Source organism: Mesorhizobium shangrilense (assembly GCF_028826155.1).
Lineage (GTDB): Bacteria > Pseudomonadota > Alphaproteobacteria > Rhizobiales > Rhizobiaceae > Arvimicrobium > Arvimicrobium flavum.
Genome location: NZ_JAQGPN010000001.1, coordinates 2,989,077 through 3,007,970 on the forward strand (window position 1 = coordinate 2,989,077; position 18,894 = coordinate 3,007,970).

Annotated in this window: 22 protein-coding genes; 14 read left to right on the plus strand and 8 right to left on the minus strand. The window is 65.2% G+C overall.

The window, feature by feature from the left end; genetic code table 11:
• Positions 1-2: 2 nt before the first annotated feature.
• The 7 genes from PD284_RS14410 (at position 3) to pqqE (ending at position 5,050) form a co-directional block, all read left to right on the plus strand.
• Positions 3-866, plus strand: a complete 864-nt coding sequence (locus PD284_RS14410; RefSeq protein WP_274628877.1) for a substrate-binding domain-containing protein — start codon at positions 3-5, stop codon at positions 864-866.
• Positions 867-899: 33 nt separating this feature from the next.
• Positions 900-1,460, plus strand: a complete 561-nt coding sequence (locus PD284_RS14415) for a PQQ-dependent catabolism-associated CXXCW motif protein (RefSeq protein ID WP_274628878.1) — start codon at positions 900-902, stop codon at positions 1,458-1,460.
• A gap of 180 nt (positions 1,461-1,640) precedes the next feature.
• The gene (locus PD284_RS14420; protein WP_274628879.1) at positions 1,641-1,736 is read left to right on the plus strand and encodes a pyrroloquinoline quinone precursor peptide PqqA; all 96 of its coding nucleotides are present in this window, start codon (positions 1,641-1,643) and stop codon (positions 1,734-1,736) included.
• Between the two features lie 53 nt (positions 1,737-1,789).
• On the plus strand, positions 1,790-2,815 hold the full coding sequence (pqqB, locus tag PD284_RS14425) for a pyrroloquinoline quinone biosynthesis protein PqqB (RefSeq protein ID WP_274628880.1): 1,026 nt from the start codon (positions 1,790-1,792) through the stop codon (positions 2,813-2,815).
• Positions 2,812-3,570, plus strand: coding sequence for a pyrroloquinoline-quinone synthase PqqC (gene pqqC, locus PD284_RS14430; protein ID WP_274628881.1), 759 nt, complete (start codon positions 2,812-2,814; stop codon positions 3,568-3,570). The genes pqqB and pqqC overlap by 4 nt, the downstream gene beginning before the upstream one ends.
• A complete protein-coding gene (gene pqqD / locus PD284_RS14435) occupies positions 3,567-3,863 on the plus strand; it encodes a pyrroloquinoline quinone biosynthesis peptide chaperone PqqD (RefSeq protein WP_274628882.1) in 297 nt (98 codons plus the stop codon). The genes pqqC and pqqD overlap by 4 nt, the downstream gene beginning before the upstream one ends.
• Positions 3,860-5,050 carry a pyrroloquinoline quinone biosynthesis protein PqqE gene (pqqE, locus tag PD284_RS14440; protein WP_274628883.1) on the plus strand — a complete coding sequence of 397 codons (1,191 nt, stop codon included), beginning with the start codon at positions 3,860-3,862 and terminating at the stop codon, positions 5,048-5,050. The genes pqqD and pqqE overlap by 4 nt, the downstream gene beginning before the upstream one ends.
• Here pqqE and folP read toward each other — a convergent pair.
• The 6 genes from folP to PD284_RS14470 all read right to left on the minus strand — a co-directional run bounded on the left by folP (position 5,039) and on the right by PD284_RS14470 (position 10,857).
• Positions 5,039-5,884, minus strand: coding sequence for a dihydropteroate synthase (folP, locus tag PD284_RS14445; protein ID WP_274628884.1), 846 nt, complete (start codon positions 5,882-5,884; stop codon positions 5,039-5,041). The genes pqqE and folP overlap by 12 nt on opposite strands.
• A gap of 67 nt (positions 5,885-5,951) precedes the next feature.
• On the minus strand, positions 5,952-6,761 hold the full coding sequence (locus tag PD284_RS14450) for a formylmethanofuran dehydrogenase subunit C (RefSeq protein WP_274628885.1): 810 nt from the start codon (positions 6,759-6,761) through the stop codon (positions 5,952-5,954).
• Positions 6,758-7,666: a formylmethanofuran--tetrahydromethanopterin N-formyltransferase gene (fhcD, locus tag PD284_RS14455; RefSeq protein WP_274628886.1), complete on the minus strand. Its 909-nt coding sequence runs from the start codon at positions 7,664-7,666 to the stop codon at positions 6,758-6,760. The genes PD284_RS14450 and fhcD overlap by 4 nt, the downstream gene beginning before the upstream one ends.
• The gene (locus tag PD284_RS14460; RefSeq protein ID WP_274628887.1) at positions 7,654-9,285 is read right to left on the minus strand and encodes a formylmethanofuran dehydrogenase subunit A; all 1,632 of its coding nucleotides are present in this window, start codon (positions 9,283-9,285) and stop codon (positions 7,654-7,656) included. Before PD284_RS14460 ends, fhcD begins: the two co-directional genes overlap by 13 nt.
• A complete protein-coding gene (locus PD284_RS14465; RefSeq protein ID WP_274628888.1) occupies positions 9,279-10,364 on the minus strand; it encodes a molybdopterin-binding domain-containing protein in 1,086 nt (361 codons plus the stop codon). Before PD284_RS14465 ends, PD284_RS14460 begins: the two co-directional genes overlap by 7 nt.
• A 112-nt stretch (positions 10,365-10,476) precedes the next feature.
• Positions 10,477-10,857 (minus strand): 4a-hydroxytetrahydrobiopterin dehydratase, encoded by a 381-nt coding sequence (locus PD284_RS14470; protein ID WP_274628889.1) that lies wholly within the window; start codon positions 10,855-10,857, stop codon positions 10,477-10,479.
• Positions 10,858-11,007: 150 nt separating this feature from the next.
• Here PD284_RS14470 and PD284_RS14475 point away from each other — a divergent pair, with 150 nt between their 5' ends.
• The 7 genes from PD284_RS14475 (at position 11,008) to fae (ending at position 17,429) form a co-directional block, all read left to right on the plus strand.
• Positions 11,008-11,976, plus strand: coding sequence for a beta-ribofuranosylaminobenzene 5'-phosphate synthase family protein (locus PD284_RS14475; RefSeq protein WP_274628890.1), 969 nt, complete (start codon positions 11,008-11,010; stop codon positions 11,974-11,976).
• Positions 11,977-12,013: 37 nt separating this feature from the next.
• On the plus strand, positions 12,014-12,910 hold the full coding sequence (locus PD284_RS14480; RefSeq protein WP_274628891.1) for an NAD(P)-dependent methylenetetrahydromethanopterin dehydrogenase: 897 nt from the start codon (positions 12,014-12,016) through the stop codon (positions 12,908-12,910).
• On the plus strand, positions 12,888-14,018 hold the full coding sequence (locus PD284_RS14485; RefSeq protein WP_274628892.1) for an ATP-grasp domain-containing protein: 1,131 nt from the start codon (positions 12,888-12,890) through the stop codon (positions 14,016-14,018). Before PD284_RS14480 ends, PD284_RS14485 begins: the two co-directional genes overlap by 23 nt.
• Positions 14,015-14,971 (plus strand): methenyltetrahydromethanopterin cyclohydrolase, encoded by a 957-nt coding sequence (gene mch / locus PD284_RS14490; protein WP_411956212.1) that lies wholly within the window; start codon positions 14,015-14,017, stop codon positions 14,969-14,971. Before PD284_RS14485 ends, mch begins: the two co-directional genes overlap by 4 nt.
• Before the next feature lie 2 nt (positions 14,972-14,973).
• Complete coding sequence (locus PD284_RS14495) at positions 14,974-15,918, plus strand: ATP-grasp domain-containing protein (protein WP_274628894.1); 945 nt, start codon at positions 14,974-14,976, stop codon at positions 15,916-15,918.
• Positions 15,915-16,757 carry a triphosphoribosyl-dephospho-CoA synthase gene (locus tag PD284_RS14500; protein WP_274628895.1) on the plus strand — a complete coding sequence of 281 codons (843 nt, stop codon included), beginning with the start codon at positions 15,915-15,917 and terminating at the stop codon, positions 16,755-16,757. The genes PD284_RS14495 and PD284_RS14500 overlap by 4 nt, the downstream gene beginning before the upstream one ends.
• A 165-nt stretch (positions 16,758-16,922) precedes the next feature.
• Positions 16,923-17,429 carry a formaldehyde-activating enzyme gene (gene fae / locus PD284_RS14505; protein WP_274628896.1) on the plus strand — a complete coding sequence of 169 codons (507 nt, stop codon included), beginning with the start codon at positions 16,923-16,925 and terminating at the stop codon, positions 17,427-17,429.
• Between the two features lie 122 nt (positions 17,430-17,551).
• Here the strand turns inward: fae and PD284_RS14510 are convergent, their stop codons facing one another.
• Positions 17,552-17,911, minus strand: a complete 360-nt coding sequence (locus PD284_RS14510) for a hypothetical protein (protein ID WP_274628897.1) — start codon at positions 17,909-17,911, stop codon at positions 17,552-17,554.
• 349 nt (positions 17,912-18,260) lie between these two features.
• Positions 18,261-18,890, minus strand: coding sequence for an NAD(P)H-dependent oxidoreductase (locus PD284_RS14515; protein ID WP_274628898.1), 630 nt, complete (start codon positions 18,888-18,890; stop codon positions 18,261-18,263).
• Between the last annotated feature and the right edge of the window lie 4 nt (positions 18,891-18,894).

Sequence of the window (18,894 nt, forward strand, 5' to 3'; positions counted from 1 at the left end):
CGATGTTCGTCTTCGGCCCCCTCCGCATCCTGCAACTGGCCCTGGCCGCGGCGTTTGCCGCATGCCTGCCGGTCGCGGCAGGGGCGCAGGGGGCGGGGCTCGGGGCTGCGGGCGAACTGGTCGATCCCGATGTGCTGCGCGTCTGCGCGGACCCGTCGAACATGCCCTTCACCGACAAGAGCGGTGAAGGCTTCGAGAACAAGCTCGCGGAACTGGTGGCGAAGGAAACCGGCCGCAAGTCCGTCGCCTACACCTGGTTCCCGATGGTGATGGGCTTCGTGCGCAACACGTTGCGGGCAAACCATTGCGATGTAATCATGGGTTACGCGCAAGGCGACGAACTGGTTCAGAACACCAATCCCTACTACCGCTCGACCTATGTTCTCGTGTTGCCGAAAGGCAGCGGTCTTGAGGATGTCGAGACCATCGAGGACCCCCGTCTGAAGGGGAAGCGGCTCGGTGTGGTCCAGGCGACCCCGCCAAGTTCGAACATGGCGGTCGCAGGTCTCATGAAGACGGCGAAAATCTATCCTCTCACAATCGACACGCGTCTCGCGCCGTCCATGGCCGAGGTGATGATCAAGGATCTAAAGGCGGGGACAATCGACGGGGCCGCGCTATGGGGCCCCATGGCAGGATACTACGTCCGGAAATCCGGCCTCGATCTCGTGGTGGTACCGCTGGTCAAGGAGAAGACCGGCTCGCGCATGGTCTACCGGATCACCATGGGCGTGCGGCCTTCGGACCAGGAATGGAAGCGGACGCTGAACCGCGTCATCAAGGACAAGCAGGAGGACATCAACCGGATACTGCTCGACTACGGAGTGCCATTGCTCGACGAGCGCGACCAGCCGATCACCCAATAGGGAGCCGACATATTGATCGAATCCGGAACGCGAGTGACCAAGGCGGGAAAGGCGATCTGGCTGGCTCTGGTCGTCCTTGGGTCGACGGCTGCAACCGGATGGACCGTAGAGATAGTGGAGCCTGCCGGCTACCGCATGGACGCCTACAAGGCTCCGGTTCCGGCGACGCTCCAAGGCGCTACCGTTGTCAGCACGGCGGACGCACAAAGACTGTGGCGTGAGAAGAAGGCGGTGTTCTTCGACGTCATGCCACATACACCGAAGCCGGCAAACCTGCCGTCCGGAACGGTATGGAAGGAGAAGGACAGACAAGACATCCCGGGCAGCATCTGGCTGGCCAATGTCGGTTACGGCGCGATCCCGGAGGAGACGGCAGCCTACTTCCAGAGGGCTCTGGACCTCCACACGGGATCGGACAAGACGCACCCGGTTCTTTTCTACTGCATGACGGACTGCTGGATGTCGTGGAATGCCGCCAAAAGGGCGATCGAATGGGGGTATCGTTCGGTGCTCTGGTATCCGTCGGGCGCAGACGGTTGGGAAAAAGCGAATCTGCCGCTGGAGGAGAACAGACCCTACGCGGTGACCGATTGAGCTATGAAGTTTCGGATTGAATGTTCAAAATGTGATCATTTCTTCTCGGGATTTTGATGACGTTTTCCTTCATTTGTCCATTTTTCGACGGAATGGACATGCCGTTGCACAAAGGTGCCAAGCAACGGCGCCAACGACAGGAGCGGCTCCCACCGGAGCCGGTTGCGAAGGAGGAACTTGATGAAGAAGAACTGGAAGAAGCCGGCAATGTGCCAGGTGGCTGCAGGCTTCGAGATCACGCGGTACCTGCCTGCTGAAGTGACTCCCAAGAAGTAGGCTGCGGAGGTGCGTGCCCCGGTTGGGGCACGCACCTTGCGCAAGACGTGTCCATGACAAGCCTCGGCGCATATGGTGGCCGTGAGGAGTTGGCCGCTGCGACGGCCGGGGAGGGAGAGCTCTGCAGCTCGGGCGTCGGCTTACGGCTGAAGGTCATAGGATCGGCGGCCGGGGGCGGATTTCCGCAGTGGAATTGCAACTATCGGCTGAGCCGCGCGGCGCGCAACGGTGCAGCGGGGGTACGACCGCGTCTGCAGTCCAGCCTCGCCGTGACCGCGGACGGTCGCGGGTGGGTGCTGTTCAACGCGTCTCCCGACATTCGTGAACAGATCGCGCGGACAGCGGAGCTCCAGCCGGCGCCGGATGCGCCGCTGCGCTCGACCCCGATCCGAGCCGTGATGCTGACCAATGCCGATGTCGATCATGTCGCCGGACTTCTCAGCCTGCGCGAGCGACAGCCTTTTGCCATCTACGCGACGGAACAGGTGCTGCAGGTGCTGGACGCTAACCCGATCTTCAAGGTGCTCGACGCCGCTATCGTGCCGCGGCGCAGGCTGGACACGGACTCGGAGATCGAGATCCTTGACGCTGACGGTGGAGGCACGGGCATCGTCGTCGAGAGCTTTGCGGTGCTCGGAAAGGTCGCTCTCTACATGGAGGATGCAGCAAGGCCCGAGAACGACCTCCGCTCCGATCGCGGCAACACCGTCGGCGTGCGCATCGCCGGCCGCCGGGGAGGCGGCTCCGTTTTCTATATACCGGGCTGCGCGGGCGTCGATGCGGCGCTACGCGATCGGCTCCGGAACGCCGCCTGCCTGCTCTTCGACGGCACCGTCTACACCGATGATGAGATGGTCGCGGCGGGCGTCGGGCAGAAGACGGGCGCGCGCATGGGGCATCTCGCCATGTCAGGGGAGGCGGGTTCGATTGCGGGACTTGCGGGCCTAGAGATCGGTCGCCGCATCTTCGTTCACATCAACAACACCAATCCGGTGCTGGATCAAAACTCGGCCGAATATGCGGCGGTGCGGGCGGCCGGCTGGGAGATCGCATGGGACGGCATGGAGGTCGAGATTTGATCGGGTTCCACGATGCTGCGCGCAACGGATTGAGCGCCGTCGAACTCGAGGCGGTCCTGCGGCAGGTCGGGGCTGAACGCTATCACAACCGCCATCCCTATCATCACCGGATGGTGAGCGGTGCTTTGTCGAAGCAAGAGCTCCAGGCCTGGGCGCTCAACCGATACTGCTACCAGGCCGTCATTCCCCGCAAGGACGCCGCCATCCTCACGCGCTGCGAAGACCCGGCATTCCGGGCAGAGTGGCGCAAGCGCATCGAAGACCATGATGGTTGGGATGGCTGGAGTGGCGGTATCGCACGCTGGCTGCATCTGGCGACGTCGCTCGGTCTCGATGCCGACGCGGTGAAGAGCCAGCGGCTGGCATTGCCGGCAACACGCTTCGCCGTCGGGGCCTATCTTTCCTTCTGTTCGGAACGAACTCTGCTGGAGGCGGTCGCGTCCTCGCTGACGGAGCTGTTTTCGCCCGTCATCATCGGCGAGCGGGTGCCGGCGATGCTGGCCAAATATGACTATGTGACCACGGACACGCTCGCCTATTTCACGAAGCGGCCCGAACAGGCCGCGCGCGATTCCGACTTCGCGCTTGACTATGTGCTGCGGCACGCGGACACCCCGGAGCGACAGCAGGCGGCGATAGACGCGCTGGTGTTCAAATGCGATATTCTGTGGGCCATGCTGGACGCCCTTCAGCACGCCTACGGAGAAGACGGCCATGTTCCGCCAGGCGCCTTCCTGTCGGAGCGGGCCGGATGAACCGGCTGCGTGAAAGATCGCTCGTCTCGGCGGGCTCGATCCCGTCTCTGCCGAGGCACGTGCGCATTCAGCTCGACCCCGTTCGAAAGGCATATGCGGTCTTGTCTCCCGAGAAGGTGTTCTGGCCGAACGAGATAAGCCTCGACATATTGCGCCGCTGCGATGGACGGGCTTCCGTAAGCGAGATCGTTACCGGGCTTGCGTGCGAGTATGACGCGCGGGCGGAGGATATTTCTGAAGACGTCGTTGCGTTCCTGCAGGAGTGGGCTGACAAGCTCCTGGTGAAGCTATGAGCGAGCCGCTGCTTCCCCCGATCGGCATGCTGGCGGAGCTGACCCATCGCTGTCCGCTGCAATGCCCATATTGCTCGAACCCGATCGAGCTCCTGAAGGCCAATCGCGAACTCGACACGGCGACGTGGATCGACCTCTTCGACCAAGCCGCTGACCTCGGCGTGCTGCAGGTGCACCTTTCCGGAGGCGAGCCCACCTTGCGCCGCGACCTGGAACAACTGATTGCACATCTTTCAGCGCGCGGCGTGTACACCAACCTGATCACCGCCGGCGTCGGGATCGCCGAAGGGCGCATCGAGGCATTCGCCGAAGCAGGCCTCGACCATCTGCAACTGAGCTTCCAGGGCGCCCGGCCGGAGACGACCGACCGCATCGGCAATCATCGCGGCAGTCACGAGAAGAAGCTGGAAACAGCGCGCCGGGCGCGGCTCGCCGGCCTCCCGCTGACCATCAACGCGCCGATCCATCGCCACAACATCGAGGAAGTGCCGGAGTTCATCGAACTGGCGCTGGCGCTGGATGCCGAACGTCTGGAAATCGCCAACGTGCAGTATGCCGGTTGGGCGCTCGCCAATCGCGACGCGCTGATGCCCGACCGCGCGGCGGTCGATCGCCAGGCGGCGATCGTAGAAGCAGCGCGCGCGCGCCTGACTGGGGTCATGAACCTCGACTTCGTGACGCCCGACTATTTTGCCACCTATCCGAAACCGTGCATGGGCGGCTGGGCGCGCGACGCCTTCATGGTGACGCCCGACGGGACAGTTTTGCCTTGCCACGCCGCGCAGACCATTGCGAACTTGCGTTTTGAGCGCTTCGGGGAGCGATCGCTTGCCGATATCTGGACCTGTTCGTCGGCTTTCAACGCGTTTCGCGGCACGGACTGGATGCGGGAGCCTTGCCGCAGTTGCGAGCGGCGCGAGGTCGATTGGGGCGGCTGCCGCTGCCAGGCGATGGCGATTGCCGGCGACGCGGCGGCGACGGATCCGGCGTGCATCAAGTCGCCGCTGCATGGGCGCATGGCGATGCTCATCGAGGCTGCTCAGGCGTCGGCGCAAGCCGTGCAAGGGGAGGGGGCGGCAGAACCGTTCATCTATCGGCGGATTGGAAGCTCACTACAGGAGTCCCCCTCGGCCACGCGAACGCCGACGCCCGGTGCGCCTGCACCCAAACCGGCGCTAACCGACTGAACCCTTCTCCCGCTCCAGGACCGCATCGGCAAAGGCGAGCGCGTCGCGGTTCATCGGGACATTGTGGACGCGGAAGATATGAGCACCCTTCTGGCGAAGAATGACACTGGTGGCGACGGTGCCGACGTCCTGCGATTGCCGGTCGCCCCCCGAGAGGTGCCGGATCATGCGCTTGCGCGACGTTCCGACCAGCAGGGGAAAGCCGAGGCCGTGCAATTCGCCAAAGCGGGCCATGAGCTGCAGATTTTCCTCGGCATCCTTGGCGAACCCGAAACCGGGATCGAGCACGATCCGATCGTCCGAAATTCCGGCGTCGCGTGCAATCTCGACGGATTTCGCCAGGAACAGGAACTGATCGGCGATGACGTCCGGAAGCTTTTCGCGGTCGCGCCCGGTATGCATGATGACGAGGCCCGCGCCTGTGTCCCGCGCTACCTTGGCTATGTCGGGTTCGCGCTGCAGGCCATGGACGTCGTTGACGATATGCGCTCCAGCAGCCACCGCCAGCCGCGCCGTTTCGGCCCGGTAGGTGTCGACCGAGATGATGGCCTGGCCCTCTGCCGCCAATGTCTCGATCACCGGGAGGATGCGCGCCTGTTCCTCTTCCGCAGTCACGGCCTCGGCCCCCGGCCGGGTCGATTCCCCGCCAACGTCGATGATGGCGGCGCCTTCGCCAAGCATCTTGCGCGCCTGTGCGAGCGCATTGTCCATGCTGAAAAACTCGCCGCCGTCCGAGAAGCTGTCCGGCGTGACATTGAGGATGCCCATCAGCAGCGCCTTGCTGCCGAGTTCGAGATGGCGGCCGTGGCCGAGTTGCCAGCGCGTCACGTACAAGCTCCGTAGGTGTCGATCCGCCCGGTCATAAGCAGCCATCGTTTCGAGGAAAAGACCGGTTGCCTGCTCATCGGGGAAAAAGCAGCTCCCCCCGGCCGGAGACGGCGTTGTCGCCGCCATATCTTCGCGGCGCTTTCCCGAGCAAAGGCGCGTCGAGGACACCGTCGTCAACCAGGTAGCGGTCGATCAAAGCGGCGAAGACCAAGTCCGGTGCGCCGGTCTCCACGAAGGAAGGTGACAGGCCGCCCGGCGCGCCGTCGAGCAGAATGGAGCCGCGCCGCATGAGGTAGCCGGGCATTTCGCCCACACCGCCGGTGACGACGAGCGTACCGGCGATCATGCGGCAGCCGGCGTGGTCGCCAGCGCCGCCGAGCACCGCGACCAGTCCGCGCCGCAGGCGATCGGCGGTAAAGGCGCCGGATTTGCCGCGCACGATCAGCACGCCGCCGTTCATGCCCGCGAGCTCGCCGGCAAGCGGGGCGCCGAGATGATCGCCCGCATCGCCTGCAATCTCGACGCGGCCGCCGCGCATGCCCGAGCCGGCGTGGGGGCCGGCGTCGCCCTCCACCAAAAGGCGTCCCCCGCGCATCAGCCGCCCCGCCTGGGCGCCTGCGTCTCCGATCACGCGAACCTCTCCAGAGTCCATTTCGGCGGCCACCCGGTCGAAGCGGCCGCTGCCGCCCTCGAAGACGATGTTTTCGGGGTCGTCCCCGGAGATATGGAAGACGTCCCCTGCCACCGACGCCCGTTTCGATTGACCGAGACGGATCGTCGCGATGTCGCGCAGCGCCATGCCAGCCAGTCGCCGCGGCGTCAGGGGCGAAAGATCCAGACGTTCCGGCGGTTCCTCCCGAATTGTGAAAGTCAGAGCGGTCACGGCAGGAGATCCTTGAGGTGGTACAGGAACTTGCCGAGCTTGCCTCCAAAGTTGCCGGCGCTGATGCGGATGGCGCCCTTTTCCGGGCCGAGCCCGGTCACGGCTCCCAAACCTGCCCGCATGGCGGCGGCAACGGCATCAGCGGTCTCGCCGTCGATGACTATCTCCAGGACCGCATTGATGTCCGTTCCGAGCGCGCTCTTCACCGCGCCGCGCAGCGTCGGGGCGAATGCTTCGTTGGTCGAGGCGATTATTCCCTTATACTTGCCGCCGATCTTGGATCCCGACCGCACGACGCCGCCCGGGAACGGCATGATCGCGCCGGGAACCGTGTTGATCGCGGCTACCGCGGCTTCGGCGGCAGCCAGGGCATTGGCGCTGCTGTCGGCCAGCAGGAGGAGATTGCCGCCGCCGACCGCCTCCTTGGTCATGCCGGTGGTCGCCTCGCACAGGAATTCGCCGTCCATCACGGGGACCCGCCAGAAATGCCGACCGCCGATCTTCTTGGAGATCTGCCAGCCGTCGCCGAAGTAACGGAGCGCCGCGCCGAGCTTCAGCAGGTTCGGTCCGTCGAGGCCCGCGAAGCAGGCGCTGCCCGGGGACGTCAGCACGCACTGGGCGACCCGCGCCTGCAACTGCTTCTGCAATTCGTCGGTGCTGACGGCGAAAAGCGTCACGCGAAAGCCGGGGCGTCCATCCGGCGTCTCGGATGGCTCCAGTTCGACGTCTATGGCTGCTTCGCACCCACAGCCGATCACCGAGGTGGCAAAGCCGGTCATGCTTACCGCCGCCTGGCGCGCCCATTTCCGGTTCGGGCCGGTGATGACGATGGCTGTGGCGCGCATCCCAAAGGCCTCGGCAAAGGTGTCGTCGATGGCAACGCCGTTGACTTCTAGCTGCGGCATCGGACCTCGCCGAAGGGCTCGTGCCGCTCAATGGCGGTGTCAGGAAACGTGAACCAGTCGATCGACAGGCCGTAGCGCTCCCGGTAATAGTCGTCGAGGCGGCGCACGATGGCCGCATCCTTCGGCGGATCGAGCCGCAGCGCCTTGCCCCAGCGGTAGTGCTTCACCTCTCCGTTGACGACCACCAGGTCGCCGTCCTTGAAGACCAGGGCCGCGGCGCCCAGCATCTTCGCGATGTCGGGGTCGCGCCGGTAGACCGCGATGTCCGCGATCGCGCCGGGGCCTAGATGCCCGCGGTCCTCAAGGCCCAGCAGCCTGGCCGGCGCGGCGCGGGTCATGATGGCGATCTCCTCAAACGTGTATTCGCGGTCGATCGACGCCAGCGTCGAGAGCGCCAGCGCTGCACGGGGCAGGGTGGACATCGCCTCGCTGCGCGCCTCGCGGCTCATCAGCAGCTCGAAGAGTTGCGGGTAGACCGTGAAGGGCGCGCCGTTTGGATGGTCGGTCGTGAAGAATACGCGCCAGGGATCGTTGATCAGGAGAAAGAGCTCCAAACCGATCGCCCATTGCAGCGAGCCGTAGAAATCCGGGCGGTAGCGGTGAGGGACGATGCCGCCGCCATTGCCGTCGCCGTCGTAAATCACGGACTTTCTGGGGTGCGCCGTACTCCTGGCCGCAAACTGCCGCATGGCGTCGGAGGAGATGGTGACGGTCTGCCCGAACATCACCTGACCGACGTCGATCGTCACCTCGGGCGCGGCGTTGACAAGCTCGGCCAGCTGCGCGCCGGCCGACGAGAAGCCTCGGCTGCCTTCCGTGCCATAGCCGTAGAACTGCAGATGGGCGAGGTGGAGGGGGAGGCCCTCGGCCGCCGCGACGGTCTCGGCCGCGGTCGTGGCTGCGCCCGGAACGCCGAGATTGTTGCAGTGGACATGGAGCGGATGGGGAATGCCGAGCCGGCCGACCGCTGCCTGCAAGGTCTTGACGATGCCGCGCGAACTGACGCCGTAGGACGGCACCACATCGTCGAATGAAAACGTCCGCACGTTCTCCTTGAACGCTGCGGCCGCGCCGGCATTGATCACCTTGACGCCGAGCGCCCGCGTCGCCGCCACGGTCCAGGCGACATAATCATCGATCATGGCGGACGAGGCGCCGTCGCGGATCATCGACAGCAGGAAATCGTCGTTGCCGAGGATGACGAGGGTCGCCTTGTCGATGATCGGGATGTCGGCAAGTTCGAGATGAGTATGCAGGGCGGCGCCCGGCGACATCGCCGGCTCGACCACTGTGGTGAAGCCCATTCGCGCATAAAGGCAACCGGTCTCGAACGTCGACCAGACCGCATTGGAGAGCGGTGTCGTGGCCGGTCGCGGCAGATGCGCGGCGTGATGCTCGGGCAGCAGCAACCGAGCCGTGTTCACGTTGCCGCCGCCGATATGCGAATGGATGTCGATCGCTCCGGCCATCACGATGCAGCCCGATGCGTCGAACGTGCGGTCTGCCTTGCCGCCGGGCGGAGACGCCACGATCCTGCCGTCGCTGATCCAGAGATCGCCCGTGCCGGCGCGGTCGTTCGCGGGATCGATGATCTCCCCACCTGAGATCAGGGTCAGCATGCCGGCGCATCCGCCTGAGGGAGGTGTTCCGCGATGGCTCGGAGAATGGACGCTGCAGACGGCAGGTCCGAGGCGGCGCTCGCCCGCACCGCCGCGAGCGTTCCGATGCGGCTGGAATAGAGGACGCCGTCGTGGTCGATGCCCGCCTCGCCAATGGCGATCGTCACTTCCGCGTCCGCAACCGGCCTAGTTGCGCTCTCGATGGCGATAAGCGCGACATCGTCGACGTCGGCGCGTCTCATCCCGGGGTTTCGCGCGACGCGCAGATGGACGTCCGCCTCGCCTGACCCGATCATCCGGCTCGCGTCGAAACGCCAGGGATCATGTTCCGGGAAGCCGCGTCCGAAACCGGTGCGCGGCGGGAAGCCGGTGCTCCATGTGGAGGCAAGCGTGCCGCCCCAGCCGCTGTCGCTCGCCGGCAGGTGCAGCGCCGATGCGCGGGATTTTCTGTTGATGTCGCCGATCAGGCCCTGGAGCATTTCCAGCGCAAGCGGGTCGCAGGCTTCTCCGGAAAACAGGAAGACGGGGAAGCGCGCCTGGCCGAGAGCCACTTCGAAGGTCGCGAAATGTGAAGCGGTGGATGTGACCGGCCGGCCGGCATGCTGGGCGCGCGACGTGGCGAGCGTCGCCGCGACGCCGCCCGGACAGGCGAGGCGGGTGACCTGGCGTCCGGCGATCGACCGGGGGGCGGAACCATCGCCGATGAGGAAGAACGCGCGCGCGTTGCCCGGGGAAAGGTCGGGCGCAGTGTCGGCGAGCGCCGCCACGAAGTCCAGATGAGCCTCGGGCAGCGCGCCGACGATGACAACGACATCCGCGCGCCGTCGCACTTCGCCGGGCGCAATGAACATGCCGCCCTTGTCGGTAAAGAGCGCGGCTTCGCGAGCGAGTGCCGTGCTGGAGTTTTCATGGTCGTAGGCCGCGCCAACCCGCTCGGCGAGGGCGATCGCGGCGCGCGTCCCGTGTATGTCCGTGTCGAATGTGATGACCGGGCACCGGCTTGAATGCAGCAACGCCGCGGCGCGTTCCGCCGCGTGCTCCACCAGCGTTTCCCGGTTGCCGATCCAAGCAACCGCCATTCGCGAAGCTACTTTCCGGTGCCGCCACGATTCTAGACGAAACGGGCTGGGCCGTGAACCCCGCCCGCTCCAGATTCGCGAATGTGCTCAGTCCCGGCGGCGCTCCGGCCGTTCAGTCATACTTGACGTAGGCGAAGCGCTGATCCGTGGGTGGCGTGCCCTCCAGGGCGCCGCCCTCCTTGCCAGGCTGCCATTGCACGACATCCTCGATCTTCTTCGCCAGTTCGAAGTCCTTGTCGGTGACGCCCTTGGCGGCATGGTTCATCAGCCGCACCTCCACCCAGGCGTAGGACGCCGTGATGTCCGGATGATGCCAGGCGGCCTCGGCCAGGTGCCCGACGGTATTGATCACCATCAGGGTCGATTTCCAGCTATGGGTCTTGTATTTTCGGCGTATCCAGCCGTTCTCATATCGCCATTTGGGCAGGTCGCGCTCGAGACGCGCGACGATCTCGGCTTCCGAGTAGACTCTTTCCTTTGCTGCCTCGCTCATCGCGGCCTCCACGTCCTTCGATCCAGCAGGCGCGGCGTCAAAATGGATGAAGCCGACGCACATGTCCGCTTGCCCCTTCGAGGAAAGCGACTATCATGATGTCCGGGCACCTAAACCTTCCGTGACGCATATGCGTCCGTCGAGGGCCAGATGTCCAATTCTGTTACCATAAGCGTACCTGCCCGCCTACATCTCGGTTTCCTCGATCCGGGCGGCGGCGAGCGACGCCGTTTCGGCAGCCTCGGCCTGCCGCTAAGCGAGCCCGAGACCGTGGTGAACCTCACCCGTGCGGGCGAGACGGTCGTGATCGGGCCGCAGGGCGACCGGGCGGCACGCCATCTCGAGTCGCTCAGGCGACGTCTCGGCATTCGCGCCCAGCACCGCCTGGTCATAGAGAGGGCGATCCCTTCGCATGCCGGCCTGGGGTCCGGCACGCAGATCGCGCTGGCGGTTGCGGCGGCAGTACGTACGCTGCACGGCCTGCCACTGGACACTGAAGGCGATGCGATCCTGCTCGGCCGCGGCGGCCGTTCTGGCATCGGCATTGCAAGCTTTTCCGAGGGCGGCGTCATCATCGATGCCGGCAGCACGGACCGCGGCAAGGCGCCGCCGGTTATCGCCCGGCTGCCCATTCCAGAAGAATGGCGGGTGATCCTCATTTTCGACCGGGCTGCGGACGGACTGCACGGCGACAGCGAGATTGAGGCGTTCAGCTCGCTTCCGCCCTTTCCCGCGACGGGCGTCGGGGAGATCTGCCGGCGCGTCCTGATGGGCGTCATGCCGGCTCTGATCGGTCGCGACCTCGCTGGCTTCGGCGCAGCCGTCACCGACATCCAGATGCTGGTCGGCGCACATTTCGCGCCTGCCCAGGGCGGCGTCTTCATGTCGAAACGAGTGGAGGATGTCGCGCGCAGGCTTGCTGCGGTGGGAGCCGTCGGCATCGGGCAGAGCTCGTGGGGCCCGACCGGCTTCGCCTTCGCGGCGTCGCAAGCCGAGGCTGCGGCGATGGTCGCCAGCGTCGGCGAGAGCGACGGAGCCGGATTGGAGATCAAGATCGCACAAGGCAGGAACTCGGGCGCACGGATTGCTTCGGCGGGGCTCGGGCTCGTCGGCAGTTGAACGTTGGGGGAAAGACCGTCTCGGACTGGAGACAAACATGGCCAACAAGCACATCCTGCACATGCTCACCCCGCTGAAGCATATGAGTCCGTTCGACGTGAACATGGCGCTCGATGCCGGCTTCGACGCGGTGCTTCCCTATGTCGACGTTGGTCTTGCCGAAGTTTCCGGGCTGATTCAGGACGCCATCTTCTCACGACCGCCCGACGCGGGCGTCGATACCGGCATCTTCATCGGCGGCAAGGATGTGTCGTTGGCGCTCGACATGTTCGACGCGGCGAAGAAGGCGATGGTGCCGCCCTTCAAGATTTCGGTGTTCGCCGATCCGGCGGGGTCCTTCACAACTGCTGCGGCAATGATCGCCAAGGTCGAGAAGTCCCTCGCGGCAAACTTCGACCGCAGCCTCAAGGACACGCGTGTCGCAATCTTCGGCGCCACCGGAGTGGTCGGATTCTGCACTGCCGTGATCGCGGCAAAGGAAGGCGCTGACGTCACCATCGTTGGCCATGACGGCGTAGAACGCGTGGACCGAGCTGCTTCGGCCATGAAGAGCCGGTTCGCCGTCGATGTGAAGACGGCTGACGGCTCGACCGATGCGCACAAGTTGAAGCTGATAGTGGAGGCCGAGGTGATCCTCACGGCAGCAAAGGCGGGCGTCCAGGTGGTGTCGAAGGCACAGCTGAAGGAGGCGCATACGCTCCTCATCGCGGCCGACGTCAACGCCGTCCCTCCGGCCGGCATCGAAACGGTGGCGGTCAGCGCCAACAGCGAGCCGATCGAGGCGACAAAGGCTGTCGGGATCGGTCCGCTTGCCATCGGAAACGTCAAGTACAGGGTGGAGTCGGGCCTCTTCAAACGAATGATCCAGGCGGATGCGGCCGTCACGCTCGATTTCCAGGATGCTTTTTCCCTTGCACGCGAGATCGCGAAATAACGCCCGAACGGTTCTGATCGCGGCGATCTCGGGCCGCGCGCTGGCCGCGGCGGCAGGGCTGGCGGGCTATCGTCCGCTGGTCGCGGATTTCTTTGGCGATACCGACACGGTCGCTCTTGCCGAACGCTCCGCAAAACTTCCGGGCGACCTGCAGGCGGGCATCGACGCGGATCGCCTGATCGACACGCTTCGACATCTGGCCGGGGACGAGGAGCCGGCCGCGGTCGTTCTGGGCTCCGGCTTCGAACGCAAGGCGGACGTCGTCGATGAAGTCGCAAGATACTTCCCTCTGGCCGGCAATGGCGCCGCCGCGATACGGCGCGTCAAGGATCCGGCAGCGCTTGCGGCGGACTGCGCCGAACTCGGCATTCCGCACCCTGGCTACAGATGGAGCGCGCCGCCCGACCCCCAAAACTGGATCACCAAGACCACGGGCGGGGCGGGAGGGGCGCACGTCCGGCACGCCAAAGGCGACATCCCCGCCACGGGGCGCTACTTCCAGCGCATGGTCCGCGGCCCGAGTCTGTCGGCCCTGTTCATCGGCGATGGCCGTGCCGCGCGCGTCGTCGGCTTCAGCCGGCAGTGGACATCGCCCATCGCCGCCGCCCCCTATCGCTACGGAGGCGCGGTGCGGCTGCGGCGCTTCGACCGAGGCGTGGCCGCCACGATCGGCAGATGGCTGTCCAGTCTGACGATGCGCGTCGGACTGGTCGGCCTGTGCAGCGCGGACTTCATCAGATCCGTGGACGGTTGCCAGCTCATCGAGATCAATCCGCGACCGGGCGCGACGCTGGACATCTTCGACAGCGCCGAAGCGCCGTTGTTCGAAGCGCATCTGCGCGCAGCGCGCGGAGACGTTTTCGACCTACCGCGATTCGAGGACTCCATGGCTTCCCTGATTGCCTACGCTTCCGCGCCGGTCGCACAATTTCCCGACCTCGCATGGCCCGAATGGACGGCCGATCGCCAAGCGGCGGGCAGCAGCCTGATCGCGGGCGATCCGGTCTGCACAGTCTTTGCCCGCGGCTCGAATGCCGGTGTCACCCGGCGGAGCGCCGAGGCCCAGGCCAGACAATTGCAGCGCTGCTGGGAGGCGAGCCCGACATGAAGGCGGGAATGGCGCACCTGAACGACAATGCACAGCGCATCGCCGAGGACATGATCCGGGATGCCGAACGATTGCGCATCGCGGTCACCAAGGGCGCCTCAGGCGAATGCCTGATCGACGTAGGGGCAAGCGTCGTGGGCGGCATAGAGGCCGGATTGCGCCTGGCAGAGGCGGCGATGGGCGGTCTCGGTAGGGTCGCCGCCGTCATTGACCGATCCGGCGACAAGTGGCCCTTCGGCATCCAGGTAGGGAGTTCCCAGCCTGTCCTTGCCTGTCTCGCCTCGCAATATGCAGGCTGGAACCTATCGACCGAGGACTATTTTGCGATGGGCTCCGGGCCCGCGCGCGCTCTGGCTCGCGTCGAGCCGCTGTTTTCGACACTTGCCTACCGGGACAGGGCATCGTCGGCCGTGCTCCTGCTCGAGACCGCCGAACCGCCACCCCCGGCCATCGTGGAGAAGGTGGCCAAGACCACGGGTTTACCGCCGGACAAGCTTACCTTCCTCTATGCCCCCACCCAGAGCCTCGCCGGCACGGTGCAGATCGTGGCAAGGGTGCTGGAAGTCGCCATTCACAAGGCCAATGACCTGAAGTTTCCGCTGGACCGGATCGTCGAAGGGATCGGATCAGCTCCCATTCCCGCGCCGCATCCCGATTTTCTCACCGCGATGGGCCGAACCAACGACGCCATCATCTATGGCGGGGTCGTCCAGCTCTTCGTTACCGGGCCCGGAAAAGCCGCCAGGCAACTCGCCGAAAAACTGCCGAGCCGGGCCTCACGCGACTACGGGCAGCCTTTCGCGGAAATATTCAAGCGCTTCAACGGCGACTTCTATGCGATTGATCCTCTGCTCTTCAGCCCCGCCGAGATCGTCGTGACCGCCATCGAAACGGGCGATACATTCAGGGCCGGCGCCAGGGATGTGGCGATGCTCGAGAAGAGCCTCGGATAGACGTGATACCCAATATCCTCATCTTCAACGACAATTCAGACTCGAGGGGGCTCGCATCGCGGCTGCGAAGGCGGGGCGCGGTGGTCGCGACGACGTCGCTGGCCTCCATCGCCTTCGATACGGAGCGCCCGCATGGGCTGGCGATACCCGGCTTCGAGCACGGACTGCCCGACGCCGTGCTGGTCCGTTCGATCTCGGCCGGATCCTTCGAGGCGATCACGAGGCGTCTGGGGGTGCTCCATGCTCTGGGCGGGCTTGCGGTCCCGGTGTGGAATTCCGCGCAGGCCATCGAGCGCTGCGTCGACAAATCGATGACGACTTTCCTCCTGCAACGGGCCGGCCTACTTACACCCCCCACCTTCGCCGTGGAAGGCCTGGCGGCTGCCGAGGCGATCGCGCTGCGCGAACTTGCCGTGTCGCCGCTGGTGCTAAAACCGCTGTTTGGCGCGCGGGGGCGGGGGATCCGGCTAGTCCAGGGACTTGCCGATCTGCCCGCGGCGGACGAGACGAGCGACGTCTACTATCTCCAGCACTATGTGCCGCGCGCCGGACCGCCCTTCCGGGACGTCCGTGTCTTCGTCTGCGCCGGCAACGCCGTGGCCATGATGAGCCGGCGCGGCGCCGACTGGATCACCAATGTGAACCGCGGGGCGGCGCCGGAGCCGGTTGCCGGCCACGACGTGGCGGAGCTGGAGCGCCTTGCCGTCGCGGCCGCCCGCGCCGTGGGCGCCGACTTTGCCGGCGTCGATATCCTGCCCGCCGCCGATGGCCGCCTTTTCGTGCTCGAGGTCAACAGCATGCCGGCCTGGTCCGGCCTGCAATCCGTCACCGCCGTCAACATTGCCGACGTTATCGCCGAGAGCCTTCTGGCATGCTTGGCCCACCGCGCGCAGCAGGAAGCGTCTTCGGGACGTCCACTCCGCTTCGTCGCGCCGGCAAACCGATGACGCATTCGCGCGAGCGCATCCAGGCCGCCTATGAAGCCGCCTGCCGCATGGAGATCGAGGCGCTGAAGCCCGGCAACGTCCACGTCTTCGCTGACGGACACCGCATGTCGGCCGAGCAGTTCCTCGTCAGCGCACGCGTCTCTTCGGGGCCGCTGACGGATCCTGCGCTGTCGGTCGGACGGCGCATTCTGAAGTCCGTTCAGGCCACGCGCCGGGCGGTCGACGCCAACACCAATCTCGGCATCATCCTGCTGTGCGCTCCGCTGGCGCGGGCCGCCGAGATGCCCGGGGAACTCAGGCCGAATCTGCGCCTTCTCCTCGACGCCATGGATGTCGAGGACGCGGCCGAGGTGTTCGAGGCGATCGTCCTGGCGTCTCCGGGCGGGTTGGGATCCGCCGACGCGCATGACGTACGCGTACCGGCGCAGGCGCCGCTTCTGGCGGCGATGCGCGAAGCGGCCGATCGCGACAGGATCGCACGTCAGTATGCGACCGGCTTCGAGGACGTGTTCGGCGTCGGCCTGCCGGCGCTCGCAGGGGCCATCTCGAAAGGCGAGGGCGGTATGTGGCCGACGATCTTCGCCTATATGGCCTTCCTTTGCGGCTTTCCGGACAGCCACGTGGCGCGAAAGCATGGGACCGCGATCGCCGCGGCGATCCAGGACGAGGCACGCGCTGTGAGCGCCGCTCTGGAGACCGCAGGCGACGAGGCGACCCGCGTGCGCCTCCTCACTGACCTCGATCGCAGCCTGAAGGCTCGCGGCCTGAACCCCGGCACCTCGGCCGACCTGACGGTGGCTTCTCTTTTGGTCCATATGCTTGGCGATCGCCTTGCATAAAGGGAGGCTTGATGGTTGAATTTCGGCAGCAGGGACAGGGTCTCTGCGGCTATCTAGCCAACCGGTCCGGCTTGCCCGGACGCTGCCAACAAGGATAGTCGTCCATCGAGCGTCCGCTCGGTTGCGGCGTCTTTGGACTCCTTAAAAAATCTTGGAGGAAAAGGCATGGCAAAGATTTCTAAGGTGATGGTCGGTGAATCGCTGGTCGGCGACGGCAACGAAGTCGCCCATGTGGACCTTCTGATCGGCCCAAGGGGCAGCGCCGTCGAATCGGCGTTCTGCCACGCGCTCACCAACAACAAGGATGGTTTCACCAGCCTGCTGGCGGTGATCGCGCCCAATCTGGCCTGCAAGCCGAACACGATCCTGTTCAACAAGGTGACGATCAAGGGCGCCAAGCAGGCGGTGCAGATGTTCGGTCCGGCTCAGCATGCGGTGGCCAAGGCCGTGCAGGACTGCGTGGCCGAGGGCATCATTCCCGCCGAAGAGGCGGATGACGTGTTCATCTGCGTCGGCGTGTTCATCCACTGGGACGCCGCCGACGACGCCAAGATCCAGGATTTCAACTATCGCGCCACCAAGGAAGCGATCCAGCGCGCGGTCGAGGGCAAGCCGACTGCCGCCGAGGCGACTGCGCAGCGCGACAAGGTAAAGCACCCGTTCGCCGCCTGACCGGCGCGTCCGGGAACGACCCGACCACACACGAGAGCCCGTCTTCGCGAGGAGGCGGGCTCATGTCGCGATACGAGAGCAGGCTCCTCGACACCAGACGAGCCCGTCTGCCTGCAAGTGCGCTACTGAGGCGTCAGCGTCTCCGTTCCGGCGCCGTCGCTGCCGGTGATTGTCCAGGCGCCGTCAAGGGACCCGTCGGCCTGCACCTTGTAGACGACGAGGCCGACCTCGTCGCCGAGCACGTAACCGGCCGAGAACGCATCCTCGTAGAGCATGCAGATACCCTGCGAGGTCGTCCCGCCCGTCTGCCACTCGATCATGCACGTGGTCTCGCTGGTCAGCGTGATGGCGGCTGTCCCGGAATAGGCGGATCCGTCGAGATTGGTGCCCTTCACGTCATACACGCCTTCGCGGACTGTCTGCGCGGCTGCGGGCATGGCAAGGCCGACGCCTACAACGGCGGCTGTCAGATAGCGTTTCATGAATTCCCCCAAGAACTGCCGACTATGGCCGGCGCGCGATTCTATGAGGGACCTGGGGAAAAAGGAACGGCAATCCAGGAGAAATCTGCGCTGACGCGCCGGATTCGCCGCCGCACGGGGTAGCGATTTCCGCGGATCGCGCCGAGCAGCCGCATTCTACTAGCCTGGGAGGACCATAGCCCTCTGGGATTTTCAGTGATGCGAACGGTACGCATTAGTTTTGAAATCCAGTCGGTAGCGCTTGCATGTGGTTCGGCTGGCGGAAACGTTCGGGGCCCATAGCCCCTGAACGTGCTGCCGGGCACCCGACCCGTATCAGCTGCGCGATCCTGACTGTGGCGACAGAACGTCAGCAGGCGGCGTTGCCGACAAGACCGCTACCCGTCGACCTATTCGACAAGATGCCTGCCAGTCCTTGCGCAGCCATGGTGATCCGATCCTTGAGAGCCTCTGCATGCGGAATGCCCTGCTCGAACTCGCCATCGCTAGCGTATACCGACGTGGCAATCGTATTGGCGTTGAAGAAGCCCATCAGGGGTCGCAGTTGATGCTCTACGATCAGAGCATGGCGAAGCCCACCGCCCGTTGCGCCTACGATCACAGGCTTGTTTATCAGTGCATCGGGCGCGAGAAGGTCCACGACGTGCTTGAACAACCCGGAATACGAACCCTTGTAAGTCGGCGATGCCAGCACAAGGCCGTCAGCCGTCTCCAGATCCTGGAGGATGGCCAGAGCCTGTTCCGACAATTGGTCCCGGCTGAAGGCCGTGCCAAGGCTCTCTCCGAAGTCGAGCACGTCATAGTACTGGGTTTCGACCGGTATGATCTGACCGACCGAGGCGAGAAGCGAACCGACAAGCGCCTGCGTTTTGGAAGGGCGGTGCGTGTTGCCGCTGAAACCAACGATCCGCATCGGATAAAGAGCGTTCATCGGAGTGATGCCTTTGTGCTGAAAGGGTTCGGTAACTTGGTGGCTCATGACA

What these genes read in the sequence shown, in the direction of transcription:
- PD284_RS14470 (WP_274628889.1), bottom strand. Translation starts at nt 10,857, where the DNA reads ATGAGCGAGGCAGCAAAGGAAAGAGTCTACTCGGAAGCCGAGATCGTC.
- PD284_RS14480 (WP_274628891.1), top strand. Translation starts at nt 12,014, where the DNA reads ATGGCCAACAAGCACATCCTGCACATGCTCACCCCGCTGAAGCATATG.
- pqqB (WP_274628880.1), top strand. Translation starts at nt 1,790, where the DNA reads ATGACAAGCCTCGGCGCATATGGTGGCCGTGAGGAGTTGGCCGCTGCG.
- PD284_RS14460 (WP_274628887.1), bottom strand. Translation starts at nt 9,285, where the DNA reads ATGCTGACCCTGATCTCAGGTGGGGAGATCATCGATCCCGCGAACGAC.
- PD284_RS14510 (WP_274628897.1), bottom strand. Translation starts at nt 17,911, where the DNA reads ATGAAACGCTATCTGACAGCCGCCGTTGTAGGCGTCGGCCTTGCCATG.
- pqqE (WP_274628883.1), top strand. Translation starts at nt 3,860, where the DNA reads ATGAGCGAGCCGCTGCTTCCCCCGATCGGCATGCTGGCGGAGCTGACC.
- mch (WP_411956212.1), top strand. Translation starts at nt 14,015, where the DNA reads ATGAAGGCGGGAATGGCGCACCTGAACGACAATGCACAGCGCATCGCC.
- PD284_RS14515 (WP_274628898.1), bottom strand. Translation starts at nt 18,890, where the DNA reads ATGAGCCACCAAGTTACCGAACCCTTTCAGCACAAAGGCATCACTCCG.
- fhcD (WP_274628886.1), bottom strand. Translation starts at nt 7,666, where the DNA reads ATGCCGCAGCTAGAAGTCAACGGCGTTGCCATCGACGACACCTTTGCC.
- PD284_RS14420 (WP_274628879.1), top strand. Translation starts at nt 1,641, where the DNA reads ATGAAGAAGAACTGGAAGAAGCCGGCAATGTGCCAGGTGGCTGCAGGC.
- PD284_RS14410 (WP_274628877.1), top strand. Translation starts at nt 3, where the DNA reads ATGTTCGTCTTCGGCCCCCTCCGCATCCTGCAACTGGCCCTGGCCGCG.
- PD284_RS14465 (WP_274628888.1), bottom strand. Translation starts at nt 10,364, where the DNA reads ATGGCGGTTGCTTGGATCGGCAACCGGGAAACGCTGGTGGAGCACGCG.
- PD284_RS14500 (WP_274628895.1), top strand. Translation starts at nt 15,915, where the DNA reads ATGACGCATTCGCGCGAGCGCATCCAGGCCGCCTATGAAGCCGCCTGC.
- PD284_RS14475 (WP_274628890.1), top strand. Translation starts at nt 11,008, where the DNA reads ATGTCCAATTCTGTTACCATAAGCGTACCTGCCCGCCTACATCTCGGT.
- pqqD (WP_274628882.1), top strand. Translation starts at nt 3,567, where the DNA reads ATGAACCGGCTGCGTGAAAGATCGCTCGTCTCGGCGGGCTCGATCCCG.
- fae (WP_274628896.1), top strand. Translation starts at nt 16,923, where the DNA reads ATGGCAAAGATTTCTAAGGTGATGGTCGGTGAATCGCTGGTCGGCGAC.